Source organism: Bacillus cereus group sp. MYBKT14-1 (assembly GCF_051915185.1).
Taxonomy (GTDB): domain Bacteria; phylum Bacillota; class Bacilli; order Bacillales; family Bacillaceae_G; genus Bacillus_A; species Bacillus_A cereus.
In genome coordinates this window covers 62,292-77,213 of record NZ_JBQAEF010000008.1, presented here as the reverse complement: position 1 = coordinate 77,213, position 14,922 = coordinate 62,292, and the positions used below count along the sequence as shown (strand labels likewise).

The window sequence follows — 14,922 nt, the reverse complement described above, 5'->3', positions numbered from 1 at the left end:
ATGGAATACCTCCATTTATATTGTTTATAGATGTTCTTTATCATACAATACAAATATCAATAGACAAAGAGGATTATTTCGATGGAATCAATCGGAAATATCGATTGAAAAGAGGGATGATAAATGGAGATAAAACAATTAATTACCTTTAAAATAGCCGCGGATACTTTGAACTTTACACAAACTGCGAAGAAATTAAACTTTGCTCAATCGAGCGTAACAGCGCAAATTAAAACGTTAGAAGCTGAGCTAGGTACGCCGTTATTTGAAAGATTAGGAAAACGTCTTTTCTTAACTGAAGCAGGGAGGAAGTTTCAATTATATGCTGATAAGATGATTGGACTTAGTAACGAAGCGAAAATGGCTGTGAAAGATGATGAAGAAATAGCTGGTACGTTAACGATTGGTGCACAAGAAAGTCAGTGTACATATAGGCTTCCATCTATATTAAAGAGATTTAAAGCACAATTTCCTCAAATAAAACTTATATTTAAACCAGCACATTCTAATAAAGATGCGAAGGAACAATTAATGGAGGGAAAAGTCGATCTTGCATTTATTTTGGATGAATGTAAAACAGAAGATGCTTTACATGTGGAGCCGCTTATGAAAGAAGAATTAAAAGTAGTAGCTGCTCCAGAGCATCATTTACTCCAGCAAACTTCCGTTTCTATAAAAGATTTAGAGAAGGAAACACTTTTATTAACAGAACTAGGGTGCTCATATCGGACTTTATTTGAGGAGTTATTTCGTGCGAAAGACATATATCCAGCAAATAAGATTGAGTTTGTTAGTGTCGAGGCAATTAAACAATGCGTCATTGCAGATTTAGGTGTTGCTGTGTTACCAACCATAGTAGTAGAAAAAGATATGCGAGAAGGGACGATAAAGGAGTTAGTTTTAAAAGAAACAATTCCTCCGATTTATACGCAAATCGCTTGGCATAAAGACAAATGGATGACAGTGCCACTGCAGCAATTTATTGATGTAACAAGAGAGTTTTTTACAACGGATTAAGTGGAGAAATATTTGTTTTCTATAAAAGAAAAAATAGCAATTTTGTATAAAGAACCGATGCTTGCATGTAACAAGTATCGGTTCTTTTATGTTTGAAATAAAGGATGCTATAAAATGTGTATTTCTCAACTTTTTTTCTTAAAAGGATAAGTAAATTTCTTTGTATATTCCAATAAACGTAAGGGAATTTACAACATTTTTTCGTTTCTGTAAGATGCCTCTAGGAAGCATGAAAGGAGGGGCGTACATAGGGGGATATTGTCTTTATTATATGTACTTATTTTGAGGGAGGAGATTTAAAATGTTTAAAAAGTTAATGAAAGTATGTGTGTTAAGTGTAGCGAGTGTAGGGGTATTATTTACTTTTCAAGGAAGCACATTTGCAGCTACCGATCTGAGTAGTTATTATGACGGAAAAAATCCAGCAACAACGAAAGTATACGGAGGCAGTACAACATGTGATGCAGATGGATTTAATGCAAAGTCTACAGCGGTGTATGAAGGGAGTAAAAAGGTTGGGACAGTGTATTTACGTTATAGCAATAGATGTCATGCAGCATGGGCTAAGTTTGTATTAGATCAACCAGCACCAGCTGTTTCTGGAGGAGTGTATGCGTACGCTGTTGTGAATAAATATAAAAATGGTGTATTCCAAAAATCAGTCACTTCTAATCAGGGGAACGGCACAATAAAAACAGGTCAAACGAGCACGTATACAGGAATGGTATTTGATTTAACTGCAGATTTTGGATACACAGCAGATGCTGAAGCGGTTACGTTTAATAACGGTTACGGAAAAACAGCACGTTATTAAGAAAGGAGTGAAATGATATGAAACTTTTAAAAAAGACGAGTGCATGTTTATTGCTATCTTTACTCATTGTAACTAGTATGTTTAGCACGACTAATAGCGATAAAGTATACGCAGAAGATCATTCATATGATGGGAAAAGTCCTTACTATAACAGCTGTGATCAATCCGCAGTAACGAAAGAAAAGAAGTGGATTGATTCAAATTCTTATGTAGAATTAAAATTTAGCACGAAGTGTAAAACAGCGTGGGCAAAAGTTACTGTAACTCGCCTGGCAGTTTATAATAATGAAGCTGATGCAAGGATTGTTAGAAAAACAGATGGAAAGGCATACACTTGCGGAAGTGCTGGAGGAAATGGTGTTGTAAATAAAGGGCAAACATCATGCTATACACCAATGGTATATGATTTAGATCCAAGAAAGGCACAAGCACAAGGGAAACATGCAATTCCGAATAGTGATGCATATAATTATGCGGAGACTATTTGGTATTAATACGATTATACATGTTTTAAGAGCTGTTATTTGATATAAAAATGAAAGAGCCTTACTGCATTTTATTGTGGTAAGGTTCTTTAAATTTGTTTAATAGATTAACTGCATCCATTTACAAAGGTCTCTCTATATAATCGCTTTTAAGTATGGCCATAATAATTTCATCTGAGTATGTATCGTTATAAAATAAAGATTGACGTAAGGTTCCTTCTTTTACAAAACCAACTTTTTCATAAGCTTTAATTCCGCGTAAATTATGGCTAAATACTTCTAACTGTAAACGATTTAATGATAGTTGTTCAAAAACAAATCTTAAAACTATTTTAATAGCTTCCGTTCCATAGCCTTGTCCTGTTAATGCTATTGAAAGTATTGATATTCTGAATCCTGCTCTTTTGTTCTCCTCATCGATATCTAAAATCGACAACTCTCCAATCATCTTGTCAGTACTTTGTAAACAAATAGCGAAATCATAGCGACTTGAATAATTATTTATATGATCTATATGTTTCGTAATTTGCTCCAATGAAAAAGTGGACTTAGTTCCAGTCATATATCTTATTTCATCATCCATTGTACTTTCTAATATAATAGGAGCATCTAGCTGACAAAGAGGCCTTAAATAAATTCTCTCGCTCTCTAATCTCATTATAATTTTCTCCTTTAGTTAGTAATTGAATGTATAAATACTTAACTTTCTTCAATGAGTTACATAAAAAATATGAATCTTAATTCGATGTTACATGAATTTTATAATGGCATGGTATACCTAAAACAAATAATAAATGTTTTATACACAACAAAATGTATCAACGAGTTTTTTGATCATACTATTATTCTTGCTGCTCATTCCGCTTTTAAATGAACACGAATGTATTAACTAAGGTCTGTATTAGGAGGAGTATATCCAAGGTGACGAGCCATAGATACAATTTGTCCTTTATGGTGAAATTCATGCGTCTCCGTATGAGTTAAAAGCCATAGCGGAGTTGTGCTCCAAGGTTCTTTTTGCCATTTCACTTCATTTGCTATATTTTCGAGCCAACGGTCATTGTATTCATCTAAAAAACGTTGTACAGTCTCATCTACTAACTTAAATCTAGCGCGAACTTTTTCCACATTTGCATGCTCAATTTCGTAATCGCTAGCAAATGAAAAATCTGCTCTTTTTTGCTTGAATGCGAATGATCCAAGCCAGTATCGATAGCAATCGGCTACATGAATATGAGTCTTTATAATGCTACCGCTTCCGAAATTAGAAACTGTGCTATGTAATTTTTCTACTGGGATTTCTTCCAAAAACGAAAATAGAGTTTCTCTTGTAGAGCTAATAAGATTATATTGTTGTTTTAAAATATGTAACATGCAAGTACACTCCTCTTTTATTAACATAGTAAGTAATTCTATATTTACGAGGAGTGAACCTTTTTATTATTTTTAATAAGCATATTAGATGTATTTCTTATTTGTTTCTGATAGATTAAACAAGGTGAAACTTTAATAAGTTGAACATTCTTAGTTCATAATAAATTGTACATCAAGAAGGGGAACGATAAAATGAATAGACTAGTGGGTTTAAAACAATTTGAAATAACGCGCGGGGCGTTACTTAAATTTATGGAAACGTTAGATGATAAAACTGTGGATACGCAGCCAGAGGGTTTTAACAATACAATTCGTTGGCATATCGGTCACGTGTTAACAGCAGCAGAGACTTTCATGTTCGGAAGAGAATTTAAACAATTGCCAACTGAATATCCAGGTATGTTTGGATATGGATCAAGACCATCTAAATGGACGACAGAAGGACCATCGTTAGAAGTGTTAACGGCTCAATTAAAAGAACAAGCAAAACGTATTAACGAAATTCCAGCAGAAGCATTTGAAAATAAACTGCCAGAGCCATTCCTAGGATTGGAAACAGTAGGGGAGCTTTACGGTATGATGCTTTATCATGAAGCTGATCATATTGGGCAAATGAAGGCGATGGAACGTATTATTAAAGCTCTTTAGTCTTAATTGCATATAACAAGCAATACAGTTGTAATGTTAAATAATATATACAAAAAAGGTAGATAAATTATTATCTACCTTTTTTGTATAACTTCTTGAAGGATTAGAGAATTTTATAATTTTTTATGTTGTGATTATTATACGTATATTCCTAAATATGGAATATACGTATAATAATAGAGAAGAACTAGAAATAGGGGTGAATACTATGATTACATTAGAGCAAAAGTTGGAGCAATATAAACATACATATGTACAGTTAAAGGGAGAACTAAAATGGAAAACGAGTGATTCTCGAACAGGAATGATGATTGCTGCTATGTATGCAGGTAGTGATAAATTGTTTGATCTCGGACGTTTTTTAGAAATTAGTAGTTATATTAAGAATCAGGTAGGGATGTTTTCATACTTAAAGTCTTATCATCGTTTTGTAGTGGCCGCAACATTAGATATTCACTTTACAGATTACAAGGAAGCTTTTCGGAAGTTTTTAGATTTATATGAACAATTGGTCACTGGTGGCTTTAGCCGGAGTATATTTACTTATCTCGCAGCAGCTGTGCTTTTAACAGAAGAAAATGAACAGCATGGCGCGCACATTCAGCGTTCGATGCAAGTATATAAACGCATGAAAAAGGATCACCTCTTTCTTACAAGTACAAATGATTATCCGCTCGCAGTTTTATTAGCAGGACAATCAGAGCATGTAGAAACACTTATGGACCGAGTGGAACGTCTTTATCAGAAACTAGCGACAGCTGGTTTGCGTAAAGGGAATGATCTTCAATTTTTGAGTCATATTCTTTCACTAAAGAAGGATGTCAGGGAAGAACTATTAGTTGCAAAATATACAAATATATGGAATTTGTTAAAGCAAGAAAAGGTAAAAGTAAAACAGATGCATTACCCAGCTATCGGGCTACTAGCGTTACTCGAGGACGGAGAAAAAGAGATTCATTCTATTCGAGCATTTATTGAAAAATTGCAGGGGGATAAATTGTTCCGTTGGCATACAGATACAACTATTCTTATTGCTATTCAACTGTTCGTAAGTCAGAAAGGTGAGGAAAGTAAAGCTACTAACACAGGTTTACAAACAATGATAGAAGTCCTCATACAAGCACAACAGGCAGCCATGATGGCAACGATTGCCGCTTCATCTGTAGCAACATCTTCTGCCAGTAGCAGTTCATAATGTGTAATTGCTTATACTCTTGTAAATTATAACTCCCTTGATAAGGACGGTTTAAAAAATATTACTAAAAACAGTTAGCCCATCACTCTCTAATGAGTGATGGGCTAACTGTTTTTACATAATCAGCATTATCTTTTTGATTCCTTCAAATGTTTGAGCTGCGTGACAATCATAATGCTAATAACAACGAGTAAAAACCATGAACTAATTTTGCTTAAGTGAACGAGATTCCATGCTTCCCGTTGATTTGGATATTGCCATGCTCCGAAAAATGTTGCGATGTTCTCTGCAATCCAAATGAAGAAACCGATAAGGAAAAAGGAGAGAACGAGTGGTATTTTATATGTAAAGCCTCGTAATGAAAATTCCACAAATGTCCGAAAGAAAACGATGAATAGAAGTAAAGTTAAGAACCATCTAAAATCGTATAGAAAATGATGCGTGAAAAAATTGAAGTAAATCATTGCTCCTAATGGCACGGTAAAAATAGCTTTCGGCCAATAATGCATTTGTAAATGTAACCTTCTCCACGCTTGGCATATGTAACTTGCGACACTTGCGTACATAAAGCCGCTGTAAAGCGGAACTCCAAAAATCTTTGAATACGCCTCTTCAGGATAACTCCATGAACCGAAATGAACTTTATATATTTCTAGTAAAAGGCCGATGAGGTGAAAGACAGTAATTACTTTTAATTCGTCTTTCGTCTCAAGTCCAGTCTTGTACATAATCCACTGCATAAGAAGACATGCGATGAGTATGAAATCATAGCGATATAACCCTGGAATAGAAACGATTTTTGAAAGGGCTAGTGTTAAGAAAATAACGACTGGGAATAAGCAAGATAATGCTTGCTCGTAAGTGAAGTGTAGTAGTTGTTTTATATAGAACATTGTGTCACCTTCGGGATTTTTATTAGAAAAATCAAAATAATTAATAAGTATACTACAATTTAAAAAATAATCCAGTAGTCTATTTTGCATGTATTTGTAAGTTTTAGAAGGGAATTGTAATGAGTATTTTAATATTTAGCGAAGTGAAAAAATAGTTTGCTATTTAAAAAAAGTGGGGATATAATATCTAAATGAAAATGATAATTATTATCAATAATAATTATAAATAAAAAATAATTATAAAAAACAACTGAATATAAAGGATGAAATGAAACATGTTACATAAGTCTACTGTACATGCTGGTAATAACCGCTGGATACATATTAAGTTCATATGTTTCATGAGCTTAACAATTTTATGTTTAATTGGATCTATATTTTTAGCCATTTCATTTGGTGCAAAAGATATTCATTTACAAACGGTGTGGGCAGCGATTTTGAATTACAATCCGAAATTAACGCAGCACCAAATTATTTATGAATTAAGGCTCCCGAGAGTAATTGGTGCAGCAGTTGTAGGGGCAGCTTTTGCGGTTGCTGGTGCTGTTATGCAAGGTATAACACGAAATCCTTTAGCTGATGCAGGTGTACTCGGAATAAATGCAGGTGCGATGTTTGTAGTGGCACTTAGTTTTGCTTTTTTTCCGCATATGCCGTATTCCTATTTAATGATTGTTTCCTTTATTGGAGCAGTCTTAAGTACAGTACTTATTTTTGTTATTGGATCAGCAACATCAGGCGGGTTAACACCAATGAGATTAACGATTGCTGGAGCAGTTATGGCAGCGCTTTTACATTCATTAAGTTCAGGTGTTGCGATTTATTATGATTTAAGCCAAGATTTAGCGTTTTGGTATGCTGGTGGTGTTGCAGGGGTTAAGTGGGAACACTTGAAATTTTTAGTTCCTATTATTCTTATAACGATTATTTTCGCGACAATGCTAGGGAGATCTATTTCACTCATATCAATGGGGGATGATGTTGCTACAAATTTAGGAGTGAAAACGAACCGAACGAGAATACTAGGGATGATTATAGTAGTTATTCTGGCAGGTGTTTCTGTTTCAGCTGTTGGTTCTATTGGATTTGTAGGACTAGTTATCCCGCACATTGCTAGAAAATTAGTTGGTGTTAATTATAGACTCATTATTCCTATGTCAGCATTATTAGGAGCTATGTTATTAGTTGTAGCTGATTTAGGGGCAAGAACAGTAAATCCTCCTAAGGAACTTGCGATAGGGATTATGGTAGCTCTTGTTGGAGTTCCGTTCTTCCTCTATATAGCACGTAAAGTTGGGAGGGAGTTATAAATGAAAGATCTTTTTAACACGGATAAAAAGAGAGCTATTACTGTAACTACAATCTTCGGATGTATAAGTATCGCTGTAATTTTAATTAGTTTAAATACAGGGACACTGAGTATAGCGCCACTTAGAGTAATTGAAACACTTTTGGGTTATGGTAATTTTGAGAGTGCAACCGTGCTATATGATTATCGTATGCCAAGAATAATAATCACGATGTTAGCCGGTATCGGTCTTGGTATTTCCGGTGCGATTTTGCAAGGGTTATCACGTAATGCACTTGCAGATCCTGGTATTTTAGGGTTGCATTCAGGTGCATCTTTCGGTCTTATCGTATTTGTTACTCTCTTTCATTCTATTAATGAGAGTGCATCCATTTTAATACCGTTATTTACATTTGGCGGAGGAGTATTAGCTGCATTTCTTATTATTTTACTTGCGAGTGATCGGTCAAAAGGTTTACTTCCCATTAGACTTATTCTCGTTGGTATTGCAGTTTCAGCTGGCTTTAGTGCAATTTCGCTATTTTTCTCTCTCAAGTTAAATGATGAGACGTATACATTCGCTTCTAGATGGCTAGTTGGTAACGTGTGGGGAAGGGATTGGATTCATGTCCTTGCATTATTACCTTGGATTTTCATACTAACCCCTTATGCGTGGCTAAAATCTAAAACGTTAAATGCATTGTCACTAGGTGATAGTGTAGCAGCAGGACTTGGTGTTTCTGTTCAAAAAGAACGGTTATTACTTTTAGCTACAGCGGTTGGATTATCTTGCACAAGTGTATCGATGGCAGGAGGAATTGGTTTTATCGGTTTAGTTGCTCCGCATATCGCAAGGAAGTTAGTAGGTACTACATATCAACACTTTCTTCCTTTAGCTGGCATTATCGGAATGATTATTTTAGTGCTAGCAGATACGATAGGTCGTTCTATATTTGAGCCAAATTCTATTCCAGCTGGTGTAGTAGTGGCAGCTTTAGGAGCACCGTATTTTCTTTATTTACTTACAAAAACAAAATAAATACTTCAAAGAGGAGAACATATGAAAAAGAAACTTACTATTTTATTTAGCATGATGTGTATTTTAGTATTAGCAGCATGTGGTCAAACGAAAGCTAATGAAGAGGCAACGAAAAAAACGGAAAAAAGTAATGATCCAAAAATTGCTTCAATGTCTATTCATTTAACGAATGATTTACTTGCATTAGGAATTACACCAGTAGGTTCTGTTATTGGTGGAGATTTAAAAGATTTCTTACCGCACGCTAAAGAGAAGTTGAAAGATACGAAGAAGCTTGGTGTTGTAACAGATCCGAATATGGAAGCGTTACTTCAATTAAAGCCAACTGACATTTATGTTGATGAAAAATATGCTGGTAAAGATGTAGCGAAATACGAAAAAATTGCAAAAACACATTCTTTCAATTTAGATGAAGGTACGTGGAGAGAGCATTTAAAACAAGTTGGTAAACTTGTAAACCGTGAGAAAGAAGCAGATAAATATATTCAAGATTACGAAGAGCAATCAAAACGAGTAAAAGGTTTAATAGATAAAGAGCTAGGTAATAACGAAAAAGTAATGGCAATTCGCGTTACTGCAAAAGAATTGCGTGTATTTAGTACGAAAAGACCGATGGGACCAATTTTATTCCAAGACCTAGGGTTACAACCTGCAAATGGTGTAGAGAAAATCGATGTAAACCGTCCTTTCGAAGTCATTTCACAAGAAGTATTACCTGACTTTGATGCAGATGCTATTTTCGTTGTTGTAAACAGAGACGATAAAGCAAAAGCTGCATTTAAACAACTTCAAGAAACACCAATCTGGAAAGACTTAAAAGCAGTTAAAGGCAAGCACGTATACATTATCAATGACCAACCATGGCTTGACTATTCTGCTTTAGGAAACAAAATGGCAATGGATGAAGCGGAGAAAATGTTTACGAAATAATATCGATTCGTCGTTAGGAAGATCCTCTAAATTTAGAGGGTCTTTTTTTATTGTTAGAATAAATGAAAAATTATACAATGAATTTAATTTAACGTAGAGGAGATGTGCCAATGTCAGCGCTTATTGTAAGTATCCCGTTTATAAAGCAGTTTATGGAACAAGGGGATAAATAGGCTAAAATAAGTATCCCCGTTATTAAAAAAGGGGGAGTTTGAAATGACAATGAATCTTTTTCGAAATAAAACGATTAAATTATCAGCTATGAGAGAAACAGATGCTGAAGTAATGGCTATGTGGCAAGAAGATAGTGAGTATTTAAGAAATGTTGATACAGATGTAGCATTCCCGCAATCTTTAAATGAAATAGCAAGTGATGGGTTATTAAAAGGACGAAGATCGAATAGTGTTTCTTTCATGGTAAGGGCAGTTCAAGAAGATCGCTTAATTGGTTTTGTGGCGATTCATGGTATAGAGTGGAATAACAGAACAGGTTTATTAGCCATTGGTATAGGAGATGCGAATGATAGAGGAAAAGGATATGGGAAAGAAGCAATACATCTTATTTTAAAGTATGCTTTCTATGAATTGAATTTACACCGCATCGGTCTCGATGTTATTTCGTATAATAAACCTGCCATTGCATTGTATAAAAAGATGGGTTTTGAAATGGAAGGCTGTATGAGAGAAGCGGTTCAAAGAGATGGGAAGTGTTTTGACCGTATCATTATGGGGATATTGCGGGATGAATGGATAGAGCGGCAAGGTTAGAAAGTACATTCGAAATTATATATGTAGTATGCAGGAGATATAATGGTAATTGGCGAAAATTCACAGTGTGTAGATTGAATTTATAAGGAGTCATGCAAAATGAATTTAGAAAAGGAAAAACCAGTAAATGAAGAGGTCGCCGAATTAAAAGAACTTATTAAAGAGTTACACGGAAGTGTGCACCAACTGCAAAGTGAAGTGCAGCAACTAAGGCACGAAAGACCAGTTGTTGAAGTGAGAAAAGGTGTTCAATTATCACCAACAATTGTCGGACAAATTGGTGGTATGATTTTAGGCGGTTTAGCAATTATCGGTATATTTTGGTGATGAAAAAAGGTTTGCAGCACGGATGCTGCAAACCTTTTGTATTTGACGATATAATTTCATGCAATACAACTTTTACATTAAATAACGTAAATATATATAAGCATGTGATAACAAGAGTGCAACAATAGTTAATGGTAAACCGATTTTTAAGAAGTCCATATAAGAGAAAGCATGTCCTTCACGTTTTGCAATACCAGCAACGACTACGTTTGCAGATGCTCCGATTAGCGTTCCGTTTCCTCCTAAGCAAGCTCCAAGAGATAACGCCCACCATAGTACTTCGATTTGCGGAGAATCGACAGATAGTCCGAGTCCTGTAGCTAAGTCTTGAATAAGAGGGATCATCGTTGCGACAAATGGGATGTTGTCGATTGTTGCAGATGCGATGCCAGATACCCATAAAATAAGTATAGCTGCAAATCCGATGTCACCGTTTGTTACGTCGATTACTTCTTTTGCAAGTGAAGAGATAAGTCCGATATCAATTAACCCGCCAACGAGAACGAATAGTCCGGCGAAGAAGAAAATGGTTACCCATTCAACGTGGGCAAATACATCTTCAATATCATGTTCTTTCACGCCGATTAACATAAGAAGTGTAGCGCCTGTCATCGCTATAACGGCAGCGTCTACATGAATAATCGAATGAAGTACGAAGCCTAAAATAGTTAGTCCTAAAATCGAAATAGATTTTAAAAGGAGGCTTTGATCCTTAATATAATCTTTTTCATTTAATGCCATTAGTTTTTCGATTTGTTCAGGTGTTGTTTTTAGTTTGTTACGGTACATGAAGTAAATAATGCCAAGTGTCACAATAGAAATAATAATTACGATTGGAGCTAAGTTAAGTAAAAAGGCGTTAAAGTCTAAATGCTTGTTTGCTGATCCAATCATAATATTAGGTGGATCACCGATTAATGTTGCTGTTCCGCCTATATTTGAAAACAGCACTTCTGAAATCAAATAAGGCACAGGATTTACTTTTAAAATACGTGTAATGGATAATGTAACAGGAACGATTAATAAAACAGTCGTTACATTGTCCAAAAATGCTGATCCGACAGCAGTTAATAGGGATAGTAATAATAAAATGCGAATCGGTTTTCCGCCAGCTCCTTTTGCCGCTTTAATGGCCACAAATTCAAAGACGCCTGATTGACTCGTAATATGTACGAGAATCATCATCCCAATTAAAAGGGTAATCGTTTCCCATTGAATATGTGATGTGAAAGCAGTATGTAAATCTACAACTCCAAAAATAATCATAATAGCAGCACCGAATAGTGCGATTACAGCACGATTCAATTTCTCAGAAATAATAAATCCGTACGTGATTAAAAATACGGCAATTGCAAAATAATATTGCCAATTTGCTACTTCATGTGCTGACTGTTCCAATCATGTCACCTTCTTTAAATTATGTATTCAATTGTCGAAATGTATCTCGCTGCAATAATACGGGATAAAATATATTGTAGCAAATTCAAAAAAGAAAGAAAACTATTTAACAAAGTGAAGGAAAAAATGTATTTTTTACATATCATATAAAAAATATAAAAAACACAGTGCAAATTATTAGGAAAAGTGAGCGTTGTCCTCTAATATAGAGATAGCAATTTACATTATTTTTGCGTAAAATGGTTTAAAGAGGTGAATTCCGATGGAAATAGTAAAAGATAGTTCTCTTATTCAAAATGAAATTGAACGTTTTGTAAATAAAGATGTATATATTCATTTAGAAACGACAAACGGAGCGTATGCATCACACATAAATGAAAAGATGATGACAGTTGGTGCTTTCATTCGAAATGCGATTATCCGTTTTGAACGCGGGAAGATAACTGGAACAAATCCATACCGAGTTGGTCTGAAAATGGATCACGGTTGGGTATATGCTGAAGGTATTACGCACTGGGAAGTAGACGATCAAGAGCGTTTATTATTAGCTGGACATGATAATTTAGGTCGTCTAGCAGTTGCACTTGAGTTAAGCTTAACACCATTTAAGTAAGAAGGAGGGAAACTTATGGAGAGACATGTACTTGTTGTATTTCCGCATCCAGATGATGAAGCATATGCTGCGGGAGGGACAATTCGCTTATTAACAGATCAAGGAGTACCTGTAACATATGCATGTGGTACTCTAGGACAAATGGGACGTAACATGGGTAAGAACGTATTCGCTAACCGTGAAACGATTCCACATATCCGTAAGAAAGAATTGAAAGATGCTTGTGAAGCGATGGGTATTAAAGATTTAAGAATGCTTGGCTTCCATGATAAAACGTTAGAATTTGAAGATGTTGATTTCGTTGCTGACAAAATTGAAGCAATCATTCAAGAAGTAAATCCATCTCGAATTATTACATTTTATCCAGAGCACGGTGTACATCCAGATCATAATGCATTTGGCCGCGCTGTCGTTCGCGCTGTATCACGTATGCCAAAAGAAGAGCGCCCAGTTATTCATGCTGTTGCGATTACGAAAAATCGTGAAGCAGTATTAGGAGAACCGGATGTTGTAAATAACATTAGTGAAGTATTTGATCATAAATTAACTGCATTAGGTGCGCACCGTTCACAAACAGAAGCAATGCTTGAAGACACGCATGCAAAAATAAAAAACAAAGATGCAGCAACATTAAAATGGCTGCAACTTGAACAGTTTTGGACTTATAAATGGGAGTAGGCTAGAAGGATATCTTCTAGTTGCTCTTACATAGAAAAAGCGCCGTCACTTGTGATGGCGCTTTTTCTTGTTGAAGACTATATATTTTTTAGGGTGCTTCAAAATTTTTAAATTAACGTGCAGTATAGCCTCCATCAACAAGAAGTGTTGTGCCGTTAACAAAACTAGCATCATCACTTGCTAAAAATAAGACAGCTTTAGCGACTTCTTCTGGTGTTCCAAGTCTGCCTTGTGGATGAAGTGAAGCTAAATATTCTTTCTGTTGAGGATTAACACTACCTAGTAAAGGGGTGTCAATATAACCAGGGCACACCGCGTTAATACGTATTCCATATTTAGCGTAGGCAGTACATAAATTTTGAGTTAATAGTTTCACACCACCTTTTGCAGAGGAGTATGCTGTTGGTGTAGGTAATGAAACAAAACTATGAATCGAACCAGCGTTAACGATGACACCACCTGTACCTTGTTTAAGAAATTGTTCAATCGAATATTTATCAGAAAGGAATACCCCAGACAAATTAATATCAATAGTTCTTTTCCACTTTTCATAGGATAATTCGTTTGCCGGTGCATCATCAGCAACGCCGGCATTGGCATACATAATATCTAATTTACCGTATGTACTTACTGTCTCATGAATTAGCTGTTTAATATCTGCCTCTTTTGTTACATCGGTTTTAATAAATAATGTATTATATCCATGTGCATTCAATTCATCTGATAGTTCTTTTCCACGTTCAGAAAAGTCAGCAATAACTACTTTTGCACCTTCTTCGATAAAAAGACGAACAGTAGATTCGCCAATTCCACTTGCACCACCAGTTATGATTGCTACTTTGTCTTTTAATTTCATATAAACCTCTCCATTCATTAATGAATTTAAGTCGAATTTTTAAATCTTGTTACTAAACTATTAACCTTAAATAGTAAGTAGATAGAAGAAAAAAGCTCGCGTTTACTTAATCGTGAGAGTGCTATTTTTTCTTTAGTGTACTTTTTGATACAGTTATGGATGAAAATATTAATTTGGTCAATTTTATCATTAGATTGAATATTTGGTAAAGAGCTCTCGAACAGAGCGAGTAAGGATGTTGAAAAAGTAAAATAAACATTCAGTATTATTTGTAGGGTAAGGAACAAAGGGGAGAGATGCATAACGAAAACTACTACTCTAGTTAAATAGGAAAAAGCCTTGCAGGGGGGCAAGGCTTTAAACAGGGTATTAAAAATGATTGATTTATTAAGAATAACTTCTTCTTGTGAATAAACTAATTTTAGCATAATAACTCATATATATGTGTTACGAATTTGTGAATAAAAACTCAATGATAAAAGTATGAGTGAAAGGAAATAATGTATTTGAAATATGCATTATTACACAAAGTTAAGTTGAAATAGGGGATTTGTATATGTAATTTCTTTTTGCATTTAATTCTTTAGAACTGATTTTTA

General features: G+C 34.9%; 17 protein-coding genes. 12 read left to right on the top strand and 5 right to left on the bottom strand.

What is annotated here, in order from left to right; all coding sequences use genetic code 11:
* Positions 1-123 precede the first annotated feature (123 nt).
* From ACTFO4_RS19735 to ACTFO4_RS19725, 3 genes are all read left to right on the top strand, one after another.
* Positions 124-1,017, top strand: coding sequence for a LysR family transcriptional regulator (locus ACTFO4_RS19735; protein ID WP_017673075.1), 894 nt, complete (start codon positions 124-126; stop codon positions 1,015-1,017).
* A gap of 301 nt (positions 1,018-1,318) precedes the next feature.
* On the top strand, positions 1,319-1,831 hold the full coding sequence (locus tag ACTFO4_RS19730) for a YjfA family protein (RefSeq protein ID WP_000473760.1): 513 nt from the start codon (positions 1,319-1,321) through the stop codon (positions 1,829-1,831).
* Between the two features lie 17 nt (positions 1,832-1,848).
* Positions 1,849-2,325 carry a DUF2690 domain-containing protein gene (locus ACTFO4_RS19725; RefSeq protein ID WP_061457535.1) on the top strand — a complete coding sequence of 159 codons (477 nt, stop codon included), beginning with the start codon at positions 1,849-1,851 and terminating at the stop codon, positions 2,323-2,325.
* Positions 2,326-2,437: 112 nt separating this feature from the next.
* On the opposite strand, the gene ACTFO4_RS19720 is transcribed toward ACTFO4_RS19725, so the two are convergent.
* Both ACTFO4_RS19720 and ACTFO4_RS19715 read right to left on the bottom strand, forming a co-directional pair.
* On the bottom strand, positions 2,438-2,974 hold the full coding sequence (locus ACTFO4_RS19720) for a GNAT family N-acetyltransferase (RefSeq protein WP_326234630.1): 537 nt from the start codon (positions 2,972-2,974) through the stop codon (positions 2,438-2,440).
* 227 nt (positions 2,975-3,201) lie between these two features.
* Entirely contained in the window at positions 3,202-3,690 is a 489-nt protein-coding gene (locus tag ACTFO4_RS19715) for a DinB family protein (protein WP_061457534.1), read from the bottom strand.
* Between the two features lie 192 nt (positions 3,691-3,882).
* On the opposite strand from ACTFO4_RS19715, the gene ACTFO4_RS19710 reads away from it, so the two are divergent.
* Together ACTFO4_RS19710 and ACTFO4_RS19705 are read left to right on the top strand one after the other, a co-directional pair.
* Positions 3,883-4,338, top strand: a complete 456-nt coding sequence (locus tag ACTFO4_RS19710) for a DinB family protein (protein ID WP_001081123.1) — start codon at positions 3,883-3,885, stop codon at positions 4,336-4,338.
* 157 nt (positions 4,339-4,495) lie between these two features.
* Entirely contained in the window at positions 4,496-5,533 is a 1,038-nt protein-coding gene (locus ACTFO4_RS19705; RefSeq protein ID WP_031312125.1) for a DUF4003 domain-containing protein, read from the top strand.
* 128 nt (positions 5,534-5,661) lie between these two features.
* On the opposite strand, the gene ACTFO4_RS19700 is transcribed toward ACTFO4_RS19705, so the two are convergent.
* Complete coding sequence (locus tag ACTFO4_RS19700; protein WP_017673080.1) at positions 5,662-6,426, bottom strand: DUF817 domain-containing protein; 765 nt, start codon at positions 6,424-6,426, stop codon at positions 5,662-5,664.
* Positions 6,427-6,701: 275 nt separating this feature from the next.
* On the opposite strand from ACTFO4_RS19700, the gene ACTFO4_RS19695 reads away from it, so the two are divergent.
* From ACTFO4_RS19695 to ACTFO4_RS19675, 5 genes are all read left to right on the top strand, one after another.
* Entirely contained in the window at positions 6,702-7,736 is a 1,035-nt protein-coding gene (locus ACTFO4_RS19695; RefSeq protein ID WP_017673081.1) for a FecCD family ABC transporter permease, read from the top strand.
* On the top strand, positions 7,737-8,753 hold the full coding sequence (locus tag ACTFO4_RS19690) for a FecCD family ABC transporter permease (RefSeq protein ID WP_017673082.1): 1,017 nt from the start codon (positions 7,737-7,739) through the stop codon (positions 8,751-8,753).
* Positions 8,754-8,774: 21 nt separating this feature from the next.
* On the top strand, positions 8,775-9,683 hold the full coding sequence (locus tag ACTFO4_RS19685; protein ID WP_078421638.1) for an iron-hydroxamate ABC transporter substrate-binding protein: 909 nt from the start codon (positions 8,775-8,777) through the stop codon (positions 9,681-9,683).
* Positions 9,684-9,899: 216 nt separating this feature from the next.
* On the top strand, positions 9,900-10,451 hold the full coding sequence (locus ACTFO4_RS19680; protein ID WP_326234632.1) for a GNAT family N-acetyltransferase: 552 nt from the start codon (positions 9,900-9,902) through the stop codon (positions 10,449-10,451).
* Between the two features lie 99 nt (positions 10,452-10,550).
* Positions 10,551-10,778 (top strand): hypothetical protein, encoded by a 228-nt coding sequence (locus ACTFO4_RS19675; RefSeq protein ID WP_017673084.1) that lies wholly within the window; start codon positions 10,551-10,553, stop codon positions 10,776-10,778.
* Between the two features lie 72 nt (positions 10,779-10,850).
* Here the strand turns inward: ACTFO4_RS19675 and ACTFO4_RS19670 are convergent, their stop codons facing one another.
* Positions 10,851-12,176: an ArsB/NhaD family transporter gene (locus ACTFO4_RS19670; protein ID WP_017673085.1), complete on the bottom strand. Its 1,326-nt coding sequence runs from the start codon at positions 12,174-12,176 to the stop codon at positions 10,851-10,853.
* Between the two features lie 262 nt (positions 12,177-12,438).
* On the opposite strand from ACTFO4_RS19670, the gene ACTFO4_RS19665 reads away from it, so the two are divergent.
* Both ACTFO4_RS19665 and bshB2 read left to right on the top strand, forming a co-directional pair.
* Complete coding sequence (locus ACTFO4_RS19665) at positions 12,439-12,789, top strand: YojF family protein (RefSeq protein WP_000407045.1); 351 nt, start codon at positions 12,439-12,441, stop codon at positions 12,787-12,789.
* Positions 12,790-12,804: 15 nt separating this feature from the next.
* On the top strand, positions 12,805-13,467 hold the full coding sequence (bshB2, locus tag ACTFO4_RS19660; RefSeq protein ID WP_000439483.1) for a bacillithiol biosynthesis deacetylase BshB2: 663 nt from the start codon (positions 12,805-12,807) through the stop codon (positions 13,465-13,467).
* Between the two features lie 112 nt (positions 13,468-13,579).
* Here bshB2 and ACTFO4_RS19655 read toward each other — a convergent pair whose 3' ends face one another.
* Entirely contained in the window at positions 13,580-14,323 is a 744-nt protein-coding gene (locus ACTFO4_RS19655; protein WP_000768018.1) for an SDR family NAD(P)-dependent oxidoreductase, read from the bottom strand.
* Positions 14,324-14,922 lie beyond the last annotated feature (599 nt).

What these genes read in the sequence shown, in the direction of transcription:
- ACTFO4_RS19705 (WP_031312125.1), top strand. Translation starts at nt 4,496, where the DNA reads ATGGAATATACGTATAATAATAGAGAAGAACTAGAAATAGGGGTGAAT.
- ACTFO4_RS19695 (WP_017673081.1), top strand. Translation starts at nt 6,702, where the DNA reads ATGTTACATAAGTCTACTGTACATGCTGGTAATAACCGCTGGATACAT.
- ACTFO4_RS19720 (WP_326234630.1), bottom strand. Translation starts at nt 2,974, where the DNA reads ATGAGATTAGAGAGCGAGAGAATTTATTTAAGGCCTCTTTGTCAGCTA.
- ACTFO4_RS19655 (WP_000768018.1), bottom strand. Translation starts at nt 14,323, where the DNA reads ATGAAATTAAAAGACAAAGTAGCAATCATAACTGGTGGTGCAAGTGGA.
- ACTFO4_RS19715 (WP_061457534.1), bottom strand. Translation starts at nt 3,690, where the DNA reads ATGTTACATATTTTAAAACAACAATATAATCTTATTAGCTCTACAAGA.
- ACTFO4_RS19735 (WP_017673075.1), top strand. Translation starts at nt 124, where the DNA reads ATGGAGATAAAACAATTAATTACCTTTAAAATAGCCGCGGATACTTTG.
- ACTFO4_RS19680 (WP_326234632.1), top strand. Translation starts at nt 9,900, where the DNA reads ATGACAATGAATCTTTTTCGAAATAAAACGATTAAATTATCAGCTATG.
- ACTFO4_RS19730 (WP_000473760.1), top strand. Translation starts at nt 1,319, where the DNA reads ATGTTTAAAAAGTTAATGAAAGTATGTGTGTTAAGTGTAGCGAGTGTA.
- ACTFO4_RS19685 (WP_078421638.1), top strand. Translation starts at nt 8,775, where the DNA reads ATGAAAAAGAAACTTACTATTTTATTTAGCATGATGTGTATTTTAGTA.
- ACTFO4_RS19675 (WP_017673084.1), top strand. Translation starts at nt 10,551, where the DNA reads ATGAATTTAGAAAAGGAAAAACCAGTAAATGAAGAGGTCGCCGAATTA.
- ACTFO4_RS19690 (WP_017673082.1), top strand. Translation starts at nt 7,737, where the DNA reads ATGAAAGATCTTTTTAACACGGATAAAAAGAGAGCTATTACTGTAACT.
- ACTFO4_RS19710 (WP_001081123.1), top strand. Translation starts at nt 3,883, where the DNA reads ATGAATAGACTAGTGGGTTTAAAACAATTTGAAATAACGCGCGGGGCG.
- ACTFO4_RS19700 (WP_017673080.1), bottom strand. Translation starts at nt 6,426, where the DNA reads ATGTTCTATATAAAACAACTACTACACTTCACTTACGAGCAAGCATTA.
- ACTFO4_RS19665 (WP_000407045.1), top strand. Translation starts at nt 12,439, where the DNA reads ATGGAAATAGTAAAAGATAGTTCTCTTATTCAAAATGAAATTGAACGT.
- bshB2 (WP_000439483.1), top strand. Translation starts at nt 12,805, where the DNA reads ATGGAGAGACATGTACTTGTTGTATTTCCGCATCCAGATGATGAAGCA.
- ACTFO4_RS19725 (WP_061457535.1), top strand. Translation starts at nt 1,849, where the DNA reads ATGAAACTTTTAAAAAAGACGAGTGCATGTTTATTGCTATCTTTACTC.